At 45.9% G+C, this 14,503-nt stretch carries 14 protein-coding genes; 8 read left to right on the plus strand and 6 right to left on the minus strand.

The annotated features are described in order from the left end of the window. Window positions 1-111: 111 nt before the first annotated feature. The 3 genes from VL525_RS15990 to VL525_RS16000 are packed head-to-tail and all read right to left on the minus strand — an operon-like array spanning window position 112 to window position 2,126. Entirely contained in the window at window positions 112-474 is a 363-nt protein-coding gene (locus tag VL525_RS15990; protein ID WP_325388041.1) for a VOC family protein, read from the minus strand. Further along, on the minus strand, window positions 471-848 hold the full coding sequence (locus VL525_RS15995) for a VOC family protein (protein ID WP_325388042.1): 378 nt from the start codon (window positions 846-848) through the stop codon (window positions 471-473). Before VL525_RS15995 ends, VL525_RS15990 begins: the two co-directional genes overlap by 4 nt. Before the next feature lie 24 nt (window positions 849-872). Continuing rightward, window positions 873-2,126: a hypothetical protein gene (locus VL525_RS16000; RefSeq protein ID WP_325388043.1), complete on the minus strand. Its 1,254-nt coding sequence runs from the start codon at window positions 2,124-2,126 to the stop codon at window positions 873-875. Window positions 2,127-2,193: 67 nt separating this feature from the next. Here VL525_RS16000 and VL525_RS16005 point away from each other — a divergent pair, with 67 nt between their 5' ends. The 8 genes from VL525_RS16005 to VL525_RS16040 all read left to right on the plus strand — a co-directional run bounded on the left by VL525_RS16005 (window position 2,194) and on the right by VL525_RS16040 (window position 11,793). Next, entirely contained in the window at window positions 2,194-2,538 is a 345-nt protein-coding gene (locus tag VL525_RS16005) for a carboxymuconolactone decarboxylase family protein (RefSeq protein ID WP_325388044.1), read from the plus strand. Between the two features lie 114 nt (window positions 2,539-2,652). Next, window positions 2,653-3,228 (plus strand): DNA-3-methyladenine glycosylase I, encoded by a 576-nt coding sequence (locus VL525_RS16010; RefSeq protein WP_325388045.1) that lies wholly within the window; start codon window positions 2,653-2,655, stop codon window positions 3,226-3,228. Between the two features lie 134 nt (window positions 3,229-3,362). Continuing rightward, window positions 3,363-6,176, plus strand: a complete 2,814-nt coding sequence (polA, locus tag VL525_RS16015; RefSeq protein WP_325388046.1) for a DNA polymerase I — start codon at window positions 3,363-3,365, stop codon at window positions 6,174-6,176. A gap of 377 nt (window positions 6,177-6,553) precedes the next feature. After that, entirely contained in the window at window positions 6,554-7,411 is an 858-nt protein-coding gene (locus tag VL525_RS16020; RefSeq protein ID WP_325388047.1) for an OmpA family protein, read from the plus strand. A 300-nt stretch (window positions 7,412-7,711) separates the two neighbouring features. Further along, on the plus strand, window positions 7,712-8,101 hold the full coding sequence (locus VL525_RS16025; RefSeq protein WP_325388048.1) for a hypothetical protein: 390 nt from the start codon (window positions 7,712-7,714) through the stop codon (window positions 8,099-8,101). Between the two features lie 756 nt (window positions 8,102-8,857). Next, on the plus strand, window positions 8,858-10,282 hold the full coding sequence (locus VL525_RS16030) for a glycogen synthase (RefSeq protein ID WP_325388049.1): 1,425 nt from the start codon (window positions 8,858-8,860) through the stop codon (window positions 10,280-10,282). Beyond that, complete coding sequence (locus tag VL525_RS16035; RefSeq protein ID WP_325388050.1) at window positions 10,279-11,544, plus strand: glucose-1-phosphate adenylyltransferase; 1,266 nt, start codon at window positions 10,279-10,281, stop codon at window positions 11,542-11,544. Before VL525_RS16030 ends, VL525_RS16035 begins: the two co-directional genes overlap by 4 nt. Before the next feature lie 66 nt (window positions 11,545-11,610). Further along, window positions 11,611-11,793 (plus strand): hypothetical protein, encoded by a 183-nt coding sequence (locus VL525_RS16040; RefSeq protein WP_325388051.1) that lies wholly within the window; start codon window positions 11,611-11,613, stop codon window positions 11,791-11,793. Between the two features lie 65 nt (window positions 11,794-11,858). Here the strand turns inward: VL525_RS16040 and VL525_RS16045 are convergent, their stop codons facing one another. The 3 genes from VL525_RS16045 to VL525_RS16055 form a co-directional block, all read right to left on the minus strand. Further along, window positions 11,859-12,536, minus strand: coding sequence for a metal-dependent hydrolase (locus VL525_RS16045; protein WP_325388052.1), 678 nt, complete (start codon window positions 12,534-12,536; stop codon window positions 11,859-11,861). 132 nt (window positions 12,537-12,668) lie between these two features. Further along, complete coding sequence (locus VL525_RS16050; protein ID WP_325388053.1) at window positions 12,669-12,974, minus strand: YbaB/EbfC family nucleoid-associated protein; 306 nt, start codon at window positions 12,972-12,974, stop codon at window positions 12,669-12,671. Window positions 12,975-13,105: 131 nt separating this feature from the next. Then, window positions 13,106-14,317, minus strand: coding sequence for a serine hydrolase domain-containing protein (locus VL525_RS16055; RefSeq protein WP_325388054.1), 1,212 nt, complete (start codon window positions 14,315-14,317; stop codon window positions 13,106-13,108). Window positions 14,318-14,503 lie beyond the last annotated feature (186 nt).

Below are 14,503 nucleotides of genomic sequence, written 5' to 3' on the forward strand. Positions count from 1 at the left end.
TTGCTAAAGACACGATTATAGGATTTTATCGATTAGTACTTTTTAATTAGTGCCGAACGATTAAAGTCCTCTCCCCTGGAGAGGACTTAGGTGAGGCCAATTTCGACGATCTTAAACAGTGTATTCCAGCAACTCCATCCGGTTCCCAAACGGGTCGAGAAAAAAGAAACGGTCGCGGTCGGCTATCTTCTCTTCTTCATAAGTTTTAACGCCGTTTGATTCGAGCTGCTCGCGGGCTGCATCCAGGTTTGCAACTTCGAATGCACTATGGCGCGAGGTGCTCAACAGGCCCGGCTCGATGCCGATATGAAGACCGATGTCTCCTATTTCAAACCAGTAACCGGGATGTTTGAAAACCTCCGGGCGGTGGGCTGGTTTAAGGCCGACGACATCTGTGTAAAATTTACGCGCTTCTTCCAGCCGTTCCGGCGGAACGCAGATATGGATATGGTCGGCGCGTTTAAAGGTGATCATTCGTGTTCGGCAAAAGTGAGGACATAATTATTGTTGTCCAATATAGAGAATTCGGTGGCGCCATAAAAAGTTTTTTCGAGCCCCTTTAATACTTTCACTTTATCTTTTACCGATTCAAAAAACTCGCGAATATTTTTCAGGTTGATATACAGCAGCAGCGAGCCACCATCGTTCCGGCTTATCTCGGGCAGTTCTTCCTCCAAACTGTCGAAGGTCTGGAACATAATGGTAACGCCGCCGTTCACCATCATCACCCACACCAGTTCGTCGCCCTGCTCGGGTACCGACATGGCTACTTTGAATCCCAGCAATGTGTAAAGTGCTACCGTTTCCTGTATGTTCCTTGTAAAAAAATTGGGCGCTAAAGTTTCCATAAAAACTGAATTTACCCGTAAATATCAGAATAAATAGTTCACGCCAAACTGGTAATATGAAATTTTAACATCATAGGCGTGGCTTGAAGAGATGGGGGCCGACAAGCCATAAGAAGCATTTATTTGTACCTTTTCACCGATAACAACCCCTGTTCCCAGTCTGAACATATTCCAGTAATGCAAAAGTGCAGGATAATTGGGTGTGCTTGTTGTGGATACGTTGTTGAAATTAACCTGGTAAGCATATTTGTTGTAAGACGAGAAATTGAGAGCAATACCCCCATCAAGAAATACCTTAAACTGATCGGTAGAATATACGTTGTAGATGACCTGCGGAACTACAGATACATTATATTGTTTAAAATCAAGAGATGCCGTTGTGCCGCCACCGTCAATTACTGTTGAAGGGATGGTAAAATGTGACCCCGAGTATTCTATTTCGGCCCTGAAAACAAACTTTTTGGTGTATTTATTCAAGAAAAAGTCGGCACCGGCGGATACTACGGGGGAAGTTACGCTTTGATTGGTGCCATTTGGAAAGAAAGCCCCACCACCGCCGGCATTAAGCTTATTGAACCTGGCACCAGCGCCAGCAAAAACCCTGGCCCCGAAAACACCCGGAGGCGTAAAGCTTTGCGAACTTTCGCCGTTTATAAGATCGACTACTTCCCTAAGATCGCGCTCCCTGTAATTGGCGTATTTTATATCTTCCGTTAATTTGGCGCTGTCCTTATTGTAATGATCAGCAACCAATTTTAATTGATTCCTGAAAGTAAATAAAGTTTGAACCTTTACATTATTCTCCGCGATATAAAATATGTAGTAATCCAGCTCATGGGCCTGCCGGTCTTCGGTGCTGGTGATGTAATACCGGGTCTTGATGTCGTCTGTCAAACTGAATAGGGAAACACTTTTCCCGGCCACAACAACTTTTAAGAATGCGGTGTCTGTCGTTTTGCCGGTATCAATGCCAATGGATAATTTATTTGGATTGGTTTGACCTTTGCTTTTAGACACGATAAATTTATGGTAATATTCGGCTCCATTTATGCCAAACGCGACCATGTTGGCGGCAGAAAATTGTGTTGGCGCCGACTGATTTAAATTACTTTTAAATGAAATCTGCTTCGGATTATTTTCCCATTCTTTGTAATCAATAAACCCTTTTAAAGTATCACTTTTAAGGTCGACAATGTAGGCGGGTCTGTAATTATGCTGGGCCTCAGCGTCCTGGAAAATCAGGAAGGATAAAACTGTCAGACAAAATAAATATTTCATATATAAAATTTAGGTTTGCTAAAGTATATGTTTTTTGCAATACTATTTCAACTCAATAATTAATTTAATGGGAAAATTAGAAGATGATTTCAACGCCTATCGTACCAGGATGAACGACAGGATCATGGAGTCGGCCAATACCAATATTAAACGTTTTTTCGCGCTGGACACCACCACTTATGCCGATGGTGCGCTGGATGTAAAAACAAAGGAAATGCTGGGCCTGGTAGCCTCCATGGTGCTGCGCTGCGACGACTGCATCAAATACCACCTGGGCAAATGCCATGAAGCCGGCGTAAACCATGATGAAATGAACGAGGTGTTTATGATCGCAAATTTGGTTGGTGGGTCTATCGTTATTCCTCACTACCGCAGAGCGGTGGAATATTGGGATGAGTTGTGTGGATTATAAGCCTCCGTGTCATTGCGAGAAGGAACGACGAAGCAATCCTGTCGCCATGCATGCGAAGAGGTTGCCACGCTACGCTCGCAATGACATCGTTTTTATTTTAAAAATCAAGTAAATATGCCAACTGCCAACTCAAAACTGCCAACTGAAATTAAACGCTGTACATGGCCGGGAACCGACGAACTTTACATTAAATACCACGACGAAGAATGGGGCAAAGAAGTGCACGACGATAAGGTCCTGTTCGAATTTCTGATCCTTGAATCGGCCCAGGCAGGTTTAAGCTGGATCACCATCCTGCGGCGGCGCGAAGGTTACCGCAGTGCCTTTGCAAATTTTGATGTGCATAAAGTAGCAGCCTTTACTGATGAGGATGTAGAGCGCCTGATGCAGGATACGGGTATCATCCGAAACCGGTTAAAAATTCTGGCGGCTATTAATAACGCTAAGTTATTTATCGAAGTGCAAAAGGAGTTTGGCTCGTTCGATAAATACCTGTACAGCTTTATGCCCGATGGCAGGCCAATAATTAATCATACCCATAAAATACCTGCCAGTACCCCCATTTCGGATGCGATCAGCAAGGACATGAAAAAACGCGGCTTCAAATTTTTCGGTACTACCATTTGTTATGCCCACATGCAGGCCACCGGCATGGTAAACGATCACTTGCCCGACTGCTCTTTTAAATAGTGATTCCACCGATTGTAACAGGATTCCACTGATTGGATTTTGATTACATGGATTAGTATGTATTTTTGAAAATCGGTGCAATCATTTTAAACCATCGGTGTAATCACACAGTAATCAGTGTAATCAAAAATCATATGAAGAAGCTTTTTCTTTTGGACGGCATGGCGCTTATTTACCGGGCTCATTTCGCGTTGAGCAAAACCCCGCGTTTTACTTCCGGCGGCCTCAATACCTCGGCAATGCTGGGCTTTACCAATACGCTGCTGGATGTGCTGAAAAAAGAAAGGCCTACCCACATGGCCGTAGTTTTTGATACCGATGCACCTACCGAGCGCCACACCGAATTTGAAGCCTACAAGGCTCAGCGCGAATCAATGCCTGAGGACCTGGCTGCTGCCCTCCCTTATATTTTTAAGATTGTTTTAGGATTTAATATACCGCTAATAACTTCGGACGGTTATGAGGCGGATGACATCATCGGCACCCTTGCCAAAAAAGCCGAAGCTAAAGGCTACCAGGTTTACTGCATGACGCCCGACAAGGATTTCGCGCAGCTGGTTTCCGACAATATCAAACTGTATAAGCCGGGCCGCCAGGGTAACGAGGTGGAAATAATGGGCGTGAAGGAAGTACTGGAAAAATGGGAAGTTAATGATCCGCTGCAAGTGATAGACATCCTCGGCCTTTGGGGCGATGCTGTGGATAATATCCCCGGCATTCCTGGTATTGGTGAAAAGACAGCGAAGGCGCTCATCAAGCAATATGGCTCGATGGAGAATATCATTGCCAACAGCCACGAATTAAAGGGCAAGCAGCGCGAAAATGTCGAGCAATTTGCCGAGCAGGGCTTGCTGTCCAAACGCCTCGCTACTATCAACCTGAATGCGCCGGTCGAGCTGGATGAGGCCGGGCTGGAAATGTGCGCGCCAAGTAAAGACCTGCTGGAGCCGTTGTTTGCTGAACTGGAATTCCGTACCCTGGGCCGCCGTGTATTTGGCGACGATTTCAGCATTACCGAAACCCGGGCGGTATCTATCCAAACCGACCTGTTTGGCGAACCGGTATCTTCGGGCCGTACCACGATGACAGTGGATGTGCAGGATATAGCCGAACCCGAAGGGCAGCCCGAACCAGGCAAAAACATCAATAACGTTGAGCACGAATACATTCTTGCCGATACCAAAGAGAAACGCGCCGGACTGATAGCCGAACTGAAACAGCAAAAAACCATTTGCTTCGATACTGAGACTACGGGGACTGACGCCAACCATTGCGAATTGGTAGGACTGTCATTCGCCATAAAACATCATCACGGCTGGTACGTGCCAGTTCCTGCCGATCAAAAAGAGGCACAGGTTATCGTTGACGAATTTAAGACCGTTTTAGAAGACGAGAACATCGGTAAAATAGGCCAGAATATCAAGTTTGATGTGCTGATGCTAAAATGGTACGGTGTACAGGTGAGGGGCGCCCTGTTCGACACCATGCTGGCACATTACGTGCTCGATCCGGATACACGCCATAATATGGATGTGATGTCGGAAAATTACCTCGGTTACAGCCCTGTTTCCATTACCGAGCTGATAGGCCCCAAGGGCAAGGCCCAGGGCAGTATGCGCGATGTAGAGTTGGAAAAGATAAAAGAGTACGCTGCCGAAGATGCCGACATTACCCTGCAGCTGCACGATGTTTTCCAGCCGAAAGTGAAACAGGCCGAGGCCGAAAAATTGATCAACGATATTGAGTGCCCCCTGATTTATGTACTTGCCGATATGGAGTACGAAGGTGTGCGCATAGACCATAATACGCTGGCCGAATTTTCAAAAGAACTGGTAGGCGACATTGCCAAACTGGAAAGAACGGTTTATGACAAGGCCGGCGTCCGCTTTAATATTGCATCGCCAAAGCAGTTGGGCGAGGTGCTGTTTGAGAAACTGATGCTCGACCCGAAAGCAAAAAAAACCAAAACAGGCCAATACCAAACCGGCGAGGATGTGCTACTTGCCCTGGCCTCCAAAAGTGATATTGTGCGCGATATTTTGGATTACCGCCAATTGCAAAAATTGAAATCGACTTATGTTGACGCCTTGCCGCAAATGGTGAGCCCCAAAACCGGCCGCGTGCATACCTCCTATAACCAGGCGGTGGCCGCCACCGGGCGTTTAAGCTCCACCAACCCCAACCTGCAAAATATCCCGATCCGAACCGAACGCGGCCGCGAGGTTCGCAAGGCATTTATCCCGCGTGATGAGAACCATACCATCGTTTCGGCGGATTATTCGCAGATCGAATTGCGCATCATAGCGGAGATCAGCAAGGACGCCAACATGCTGGATGCCTTCGCCAAAAACCTCGATATCCACACCGCTACAGCCGCTAAAGTATACGGCAAGGAACTGCACGAAGTAACCAGCGATGAGCGCCGAAACGCCAAGGCGGTTAACTTCGGCATCATCTATGGACAGTCGGCGTTTGGCTTGTCACAAAGTTTGGGCATACCCCGCAAGGAGGCTGCCGAGATCATTGAGAACTACTTTACCCAATACTCGGGCATTAAACAATACATGGCCGATACCATGAATTTTGCCCGCGAGAATGGTTATGTGTGCACCCTGATGGGTCGCCGCCGCTACCTGCGCGATATCAATTCGGCCAATGCTACCGTGCGCGGCTTTGCCGAACGAAATGCCATCAATGCGCCTATACAGGGCTCGGCGGCGGATATGATCAAGATAGCCATGATCAACATTCACCGCGAATTGAAGGCCCAAAAAATGGATGCCCGCATGACCATGCAGGTGCATGACGAGTTGGTGTTTGACGTGCCCAACCACGAGGTGGAAAAGATAAAACCCATCATCAGCGAAGGCATGAGGAACGCCATCAAAACCAATGTGCCAATTTTAGTCGAGATAGGCACCGGTGCGAACTGGCTGGAGGCGCATTGATTTTGGTCCGAAAGTCGGGAAGTCCGCGTAAGTCCGAAAGATAGGTATGCGTTGTAGAATAGAAAGCTTTCGGCTAAAGCCCCTATCTTTTCACTTATTTATCCGTCCCATAAATGGGACGGCAATGAACTAATTTATTTTATTGCCGTTGGCTTCAGCCAACGGACCAGAGACAGGCAATGGAAGGCTTCAGCCAAACCCGCCAGGTTTAGCGTCTGCGCTAAACCTTAGCCTGGTTCGGGCGTCCACGCCCGCTTTTGCAATGTAAAATTTATGCTATTACTAAAGCGAATCAGCTATAACCTAAACTTATTGGGCTTACCGGTGTTGTGTTAAATGATCGCCGCATAAGCGATGAACTTAAAAACACAATTATCATGAAAGCAAAATTACTGCTGCCGGCTATATTGCTGGCAGCCATCTGTTTCCAAAGTTGCGTAAGCAATAAAAAATATGCCCAGCTGCAGTCTGATTACAATAAGTCGCTCGACACCAATAGTAAGCTTAAGCTAAGCTGGCAAAGGACCCAGCAGGAACTGGCTGTGTCGCAAAACCAGGTGCAAAACCTGCAAACGCAGATAGACCAGGCTAAATCGACCCAGGCTGCCTTGCAGGCCGCGCTCGACAAGTGTCTTGCCGGCAGCAACCAGGGCAATGTGAACGTGGCCAAACTGGCCGACCAGATCAAGGCTTCAGACCAGTATATCAAGCACCTGATAGACCTGAAGAATAAGAGCGACTCGCTGAATATGGTGCTGACCAATAACCTCACGCGTTCGCTTACAGCTGATGAAAAAAGCGACGTGGACATCAAGGTGCTGAAAGGTGTCGTTTATATTTCTTTGGCGGATAATATGCTGTACAAATCGGGCAGTTACCAGATATCGGATAAAGCCGGAGAAACGCTGAGCAAGATAGCCAAGATCATCAACGACTATTCCAGCTATGATGTGCTGGTAGAGGGTAATACCGACAATGTGCCCATATCGCAGGTAAATATCCGCAACAACTGGGATTTGAGCGCCTTGCGGGCTTCATCGGTTGTGCAAGCGCTGCAAACTACTTATAATGTAGATCCTAAACGGCTTACCGCAGGCGGCCGGGGCGAGTACAACCCGATAGCAGATAACAGCACACCGGGGGGTAAGGCAACCAACCGTCGTACTGAAATTATCATTACCCCAAAACTCGACCAGTTTATGAACCTGATAGGCAAACCGCAATCGGACCAATAAATAACGTGAGTAATTATAAGTGCAAACGCCGCGAATTGTTGTTCGTGGCGTTTGTTGTTTGAACTAATGATTAAATGATTACCATGATCCCACTGCGCCACCTAATTAACTAATATAAGGTTTTTTTTTACCCTAAAAAATGGGTGATTAAACCCTTTCATAAATCATATGTTTTTAGTTGTTTTAATGAATTGAAAACTCGTATGAAATGGGTAGCAGACACCAGTCATTATATTAATTAAACCACAATTGCTCTGAAAAATAACCTTAAAATAGTTTCAAGTATTATCAATGTAAAAAATGGGAACGACTAAACTGTTAATCTTATTTCTATTTTCGAGTACCTCGTTAATAGCCCCACAATCTTCTGATGTTTTTATTGGAGCCTATTCTGTCAAAGATAATGGCCAAATGAAAGAATATATTAAAATTGAAAAGCATGGAAACGAATTTACTGTTTCTGAAAAATTAAATGGTAGATGGCTATCGCCAAAAGTGGTCGTTCCTGTGACAAAATCTCAGATGGGGAAATTACTTGGAAAGCCTATCAATATTCAATTATTAGGACTTGGTAATGATAACGCCGCATTGATCAAAGTTCCAAAAGGATGGCATTTAGATAACTTTGTATGCAATACAGGATATTGGCTCGCAACAGTACTCGGACCGATTGAATTGTACAAAAATTGAAGTGGAAATTCACATCTCAACCCGCCTATAAGCTGTGAGGAACTTGAATCCGCTACTTAGCGGATGGGCCGTCAAGCATGGCGAACATACTTCTCAATCCCTTAGTGTATCCATTTCCAAAAAAAGCCTACACAGTTACTCGCGTTTTTGCATCCACGGCAATGCCCGGAGAGTCGCATTGAGGATGAATGGTGTGCTAAAGATGCCTCTCACCAGCTATTTCTGGCCTTTTTTGACCTTTTTTTGTTTTCCCGGGATTTTTGCGGAAAAAACGGTTGAAAAATAGTCATCTGGTGAACATTTTAACTGGTTGATTTACAGACCAAAAGCAAAAGCAGTGTTCACGAAAATGTTAAAAATAGGGCACTTTTTGCGTTTTCCAATTTGTTAATAAATTGAAAATGAAGCACTTGTGTCTAAAATGATTTGGCAAAGGGCGGTGACGTGAACACTTAGTGTGATGAGTTGTGAATGGTGAATAGTGAGTGGTGAATGCGCAATAGTGAGTAAGGAATTAACACTTACCGCGTCAGACATGTGGCATAGCCCAAATTATTACTTTAGCAAAAACCACGGCTATTACCATTCAAAAAATATGGATTTTGCAAAAAACCGTTCGGTATGCTTATAATTTAAAAAGCGAACAGCCCCGGAGGGTAAACAAATAATAAAAATTCGTTTTTTAAACAGAATATGACCCCATTGGTTGTTTATTTAAGCAATTGTTCCTTAAATTGAACCGGTTATAGTCTATTAATGAAAATCTTCCACCTAAGCGCCGAATGTTACCCTGTTGCCAAAGTTGGCGGCCTGGCCGATGTTGTGGGCGCATTACCCAAATATCAGAACCAAATGGGGCTTGACGCCTCTGTTGTAATGCCGTTTTACGAGCGCAAGTTTGTGCAGGAAAACGAGTGGGACGTAGTTTTTGAGGCTTCGTCGTTTTTGGGCGCCAGGCGTTTTTACTTCGAGATATTAAAGGAGCGGACGGATAAGCTTGGTTTTCCGTTGTTCCTGGTAAAAATACCCGGTTTGCTCGACCGGGAGAATGTTTACAGCTACCCCGACGAAACGGAGCAGTTTATTGCCTACCAGGTAGCTTTTTTGGATTGGATAACCTGGTCGCAGCAAACACCGGACATTATCCACTGCCATGATCATCATTCGGGCCTTGTTCCCTTCCTGATGTACCATGCGCGGCCATACCACCGCCTTGCTGAAATACCAACGATATTAACCATACACAACGGACAGTATCATGGCGCGTTCAACTGGAGCAAGCTGTCGCTGCTGGGAGATATCGACCTGTCAAAAACCGGCTTGCTGGAATGGAACGGCGCCATTAACCCATTGGCTGCCGCCGTAAAATGCTGCTGGAAATATACCACCGTATCGCCAACCTATTTAGAGGAACTCACTTACCAATCCAACGGGCTGGAATACCTGTTTTACCTCGAAAGAAATAAAGGCACGGGTATCCTGAACGGTATCGACACCGAGGTTTGGAACCCCAAAACTGACCCGATGATCCCCGAAAATTTTTCAATCAGGACGCTGGCATCGGGTAAACAGAAAGATAAGGAGGCGCTTTGCGCGCGGTTCAAACTATCCACCGACAGGCCGCTGATCTCGTTCATCGGTCGCCTGGTGGGCGAAAAAGGTGCCGATCTGCTGCCTAATGCCATTAAGCGCAGCATACTGGCGCATCCCGGCGGTGTAAATTTCTGCCTTCTGGGCGCGGGCGAAGTGAAAGTGCAGGACCAACTATTGGCGTTACAGACCGAATTTCCCGACCAGTGCAGTGTATTTATAGGGTACGACGAGCCGCTGGCACACCTGGTATACGCCGGGTCGGATTTCCTGCTGATGCCATCGCGCGTGGAGCCCTGCGGCCTGAATCAATTATATGCGCTTCGATATGGCACCGTACCGGTAGTGCGCACCACCGGCGGACTGCGCGATTCGGTGATCGATTTTGGCGACGAGGGTGGTTATGGCATCCGCTTTATCCAGGCCAATGCCGAAGATATTATACATGCCGTGGGCAGGGCCATTGGGTTGTATGAAACTACACCACACCTGCAATTGATACGCAAACGAATAATGGCCCTCGATTTCTCATGGGATCGGTCGGCCAAAGAATATATTAACCTTTATGAGAGTTTAAAACCTGCTATATGACATCAAAAGTAATTTCCATTGTGCTCGGCGGCGGCCAGGGAAGCCGCTTATCGCCCCTTACCGCAACACGCTCCAAACCTGCCGTACCTATAGGCGGCAAGTACCGTTTGGTTGACATCCCGATCTCGAATTGCCTGCATTCGGATATTACGCGCATTTACGTGCTTACACAGTTCAATTCAGCGTCGCTTAACAAGCACATCAAAAACACGTACCATTTCAGCAGTTTTAGCTCGGCTTTTGTCGATATCCTGGCCGCCGAACAAACGCCATCCAGCGTGGCCTGGTACCAGGGTACCGCCGATGCTGTACGGCAGAGCCTGCATCATTTGGCGGTGCATGAATTTGAGTATGTGCTTATCCTTTCGGGCGACCAGCTGTACCAAATGGATTTCCAGGATATGATACAGCATCATATCGACACCAATGCCGAAATTTCCATTGCAACCATACCGGTTCATGCCAATGACGTACCGGGCTTTGGTATATTGAAAACCGATTCGAACAACATGATCACATCGTTTATCGAAAAGCCCAAAAAGGATTTCGAAAGCTGGGCATCGGAAGTGAGCGATGAAATGAAGGCCGAAGGCAGGGTGTACCTGGCATCGATGGGTATCTATGTCTTTAACCGGAAATTACTATACGAATTACTTATGGGGAACGACCGGACCGACTTTGGTAAGGAAATTATCCCCGATTCGATAGCACATCACCGCGTGGCGAGTTACCAGTACGAGGGTTATTGGACCGACATCGGTACTATACCATCGTTCTTTGAAGCCAACCTCGGATTAACCGACGATATTCCGAAGTTTAACCTGTTTGATTCGCAGCCGATCTTCACCCGTGCAAGGATGCTGCCGCCGTCGAAGGTGTCGGGTTCGCATCTTGAAAAAACTATCATAGCAGATGGCTGCATTATCAATGCCAGCCATATTTCCCGCTCGATCGTTGGTATCCGTACCCGCATCGGTGTGGATACCGTTATCGAAAACTGCTACATCATGGGCAGCGATAATTACCAGACCCTGGAACAGATCAAGGAATCAAACCTGAGCAATTCGCCCATTATGGGTATCGGCGACCGCTGCTGCATCAAAAACGCTATCATCGACAAAAACACCTACATCGGCGATGACGTAAAGATCAACTGCGGCAATAAAAAGCTGGACGACGGCGATTACGGGACCTACACTGTACAGGATGGTATCGTGGTGATCAAGAAAAGAGCTATAATACCGCATGGGACAGTGATTTAGGTTGAATATTTTTAAAACAATCTGCATACCGATTGTTATTAATATTCAAACCAAATATTGTTACCTATGAAAAAGACAATGGCGATGATCGCTTTAGCAGCGATCTGTTTTGGTAGCTCGGCTTACGCCTTTACCCCGGTAAAAATGGCGCAGGACACTACCAAAAAAGACACCGTAAAAATGAAGGTGAAGAAAAAAGGCACCAAAGTAAAGATCAAGAAGAAAATGAAGGACAGCACGCAGATGTAATTCCTTCATGAAAGGCAAAGCCCTCTCAACGAAGTTGGGAGGGCTTTGTTATGATATATCTGCCGCTACAGCTCTATACTTTCACCTATACCCGGCAGTTGCAAATTCAACCCCGCGTTTTTAAATTTCGCGGCTACCTCGTCCTTATCAATTCTGATCACCGGGAACGAATCGTAATGTACACCTATCACATTTTGGCAATTCACAAAACCCGCTGCTTTAATGGCGTCGCCGGCCCCCATTGTATAATTATCGCCGATTGGTAAAATGGCCCAGTCAAGATTTTCGTCAGCCAGCAGCTTCATATCATAGGTTAAAGCGGTATCACCGGCGAAGTATATCTTTTTACTTTCTGTATAGATCACAAACCCGGCCGGGTTACCGCCATTGGCGCCATCAGGCATGGAACTGGAGTGGATGGCATTAACCATTTTCACCCTGCCGAAATCAAAATTGAATCCGCCGCCGATATTCATACCATGCGCATCTTTGATACCCTTACCGCCCAGCCAGTTGGCTATTTCGGCAATGCAGATGATCTTCGCCTTGCTGTTTTTATGAATGGTGAACAGGTCGGCAATATGATCCCCGTGCCCGTGAGATAATAAAATATAATCCGGTTTCAGACTGTTCACATCGATGTGTTTGGCCAGTTCGTTAGGCGAAATAAATGGATCGAACAAAAGTTTCTTGCCGCCGGTTTCCAATTCAAAAGCCGACTGTCCGTAATATGTAAATTTCATAGTGAATGATATTTGTTGTATATACCGTACTGTCATTTCGACGAGGAACGAGGAGAAATCTTATAAAAGTGGCAAATATCTATAATGTTCAAGATTTCTCTCTGTCGTTCGAAATGACAAGGTTTTGAAAACTTATTTCCCAAACATACCGCCCAATCCGCCGAACATTTCCTGGGACAAGGCAGCCATTTCGCTTTGGTTCACATTCTCGGCCTGCTGAAGGGCTTTGTTTACAGCTACTACCAGCAACTCCTCCAATTCCTCTTTATCAGCAGATTTCAGAAAATCGTTGTCAATGCTGATCGATTGTACCACCTTGTTACCATTGGCGGCAACGCTGATCTTCCCGCCCTCGGCGCTGCCGGAAACGGTTATTCCATCAAGCCGTTTTTTAACGTCTTCGGCCTTTTGCTTTGCTTCAAATAATTTGTCGAACATGGTTTCTTTTTGTTTTAAAGTTGGAATGTTAAATGCTTGATATGTTTAAGCAATAACAAAGATTGCCAGGCAAAGTTAGGTCAACTTTCCAACATTGCAATTTTACAACCCTTCAGCAAATACCAAAAAAATCAATCTTCCGCCGTATCTCCGGCACCATTGTAGGCCCCTTTGCGGATAACCGGCATGTTTTCCATTTTGAACAGGTCGTCCAAATGTAACAAACTGCCGTTTACAAGGTTTCCCAGCAGTACAATTGTAACATCATTTTTAAGATCGCGCACATAAATATGCCTGAAACCATGCCACCAGCCGGTATGGTAAACCACTTTTTGGCCGGGTGCTTCAAACAAACGCCAGCCGTAGCCATAATTAAAGTGCCCGCGTATCATTGGGTTGCGGTCGGTATAGGCCGAGTCCTGGGTGGCAGGTTTTATCAAACGTCCTGCCCGCAAGGCCTGGTCGTACAGGAACAGGTCGCCAACGGTGCTGTAAATACCCTTATCGCCCACCGGGCCGTCAAGAAAATTTGGCGCTACCGAATACTTCCAGCTGTTGCGGTCGTGTCCAACCACATCAACCGGTATCTTGTCATAAACAGCCTTGGAATAAACAGCGGTATGCGTCATGCCGGCGGGTTTAAAAACATTCTCCTTCATATACTCCGCATAGCTCATGCCGGTCACTTTCTCAATGATCGAACCAAGCACCATAAAATTAGAGTTGTTATACAGGAAACGTTTATTGGGTTTGTTGAACGGCGCAGGCTTATATTCGGCGATCATATTCATAGCCTCGGTGTTGGTAAGGCCCTTGCGTTGGTTCAGGTGGTTTTTGCGGTAAATATCGTCGATAAAATATACGTAGTTCATCATGCCCGACCGGTGGGTAAGCAGTAAACGAATGGTAACCCCCTGGTATGGGAAATTAGGGAAAAACTCCCGCACATCCTGGTCGAGTTTGATCTTACCGCGTTCCCAAAGCTGCATAATAGCGGTCGAGGTCATGGTTTTGGTAACCGATGCCAGCTGGAACTGCGAATTGATCTTCAGGCTGTCGCGTGTCAGGTGGTTTGCCCAGCCAAGCGCATTCTCGTAAACTATTTTGCCATGCCTGGCCACCAGTATATCGCCATTGAAGCCACTCTTTTGGTGCAATTTGTGAAAAAACTCATCTATTCGTTTATCCTCGTGTTTAGGATCGTATTTTAAAAGCTCGGCAGGGTTAAACGGGCCAGGAGTGTAAGTCGCCACCTTTTTGGGGCTGGCATTATTATTCCCGCAGGCTATCAACATTAGCAGGGGCGCGGTAACCGGTATTAATCCTTTAAGCACTGATCTCATGTATATTAATCTATCTTATTTAACGTCCGCGAAAATTGTAAATTATAATCCCACGGGAAACTAAAGTTTTAAACATTTTTCTTCTTTTAGTTAATAACCGTACTAAATTTATTTGGCGCGGCCGATCACAAACTTATCCTGGGTTCCCTCAATCTGAAGTATTAAAAAAATCCATAAAGCTTATGG

This window comes from Mucilaginibacter sp., assembly GCF_035492695.1.
GTDB lineage: Bacteria > Bacteroidota > Bacteroidia > Sphingobacteriales > Sphingobacteriaceae > Mucilaginibacter.

Excerpts from the sequence above, each read along its gene's own strand:
- VL525_RS16025 (WP_325388048.1), top strand. The coding sequence starts at position 7,712 with ATGGGAACGACTAAACTGTTAATCTTATTTCTATTTTCGAGTACCTCG.
- VL525_RS16020 (WP_325388047.1), top strand. The coding sequence starts at position 6,554 with ATGAAAGCAAAATTACTGCTGCCGGCTATATTGCTGGCAGCCATCTGT.
- VL525_RS16055 (WP_325388054.1), bottom strand. The coding sequence starts at position 14,317 with ATGAGATCAGTGCTTAAAGGATTAATACCGGTTACCGCGCCCCTGCTA.
- VL525_RS16040 (WP_325388051.1), top strand. The coding sequence starts at position 11,611 with ATGAAAAAGACAATGGCGATGATCGCTTTAGCAGCGATCTGTTTTGGT.
- VL525_RS16010 (WP_325388045.1), top strand. The coding sequence starts at position 2,653 with ATGCCAACTGCCAACTCAAAACTGCCAACTGAAATTAAACGCTGTACA.
- VL525_RS16030 (WP_325388049.1), top strand. The coding sequence starts at position 8,858 with ATGAAAATCTTCCACCTAAGCGCCGAATGTTACCCTGTTGCCAAAGTT.
- VL525_RS15990 (WP_325388041.1), bottom strand. The coding sequence starts at position 474 with ATGATCACCTTTAAACGCGCCGACCATATCCATATCTGCGTTCCGCCG.
- VL525_RS15995 (WP_325388042.1), bottom strand. The coding sequence starts at position 848 with ATGGAAACTTTAGCGCCCAATTTTTTTACAAGGAACATACAGGAAACG.
- VL525_RS16050 (WP_325388053.1), bottom strand. The coding sequence starts at position 12,974 with ATGTTCGACAAATTATTTGAAGCAAAGCAAAAGGCCGAAGACGTTAAA.
- VL525_RS16045 (WP_325388052.1), bottom strand. The coding sequence starts at position 12,536 with ATGAAATTTACATATTACGGACAGTCGGCTTTTGAATTGGAAACCGGC.
- VL525_RS16000 (WP_325388043.1), bottom strand. The coding sequence starts at position 2,126 with ATGAAATATTTATTTTGTCTGACAGTTTTATCCTTCCTGATTTTCCAG.
- polA (WP_325388046.1), top strand. The coding sequence starts at position 3,363 with ATGAAGAAGCTTTTTCTTTTGGACGGCATGGCGCTTATTTACCGGGCT.
- VL525_RS16005 (WP_325388044.1), top strand. The coding sequence starts at position 2,194 with ATGGGAAAATTAGAAGATGATTTCAACGCCTATCGTACCAGGATGAAC.
- VL525_RS16035 (WP_325388050.1), top strand. The coding sequence starts at position 10,279 with ATGACATCAAAAGTAATTTCCATTGTGCTCGGCGGCGGCCAGGGAAGC.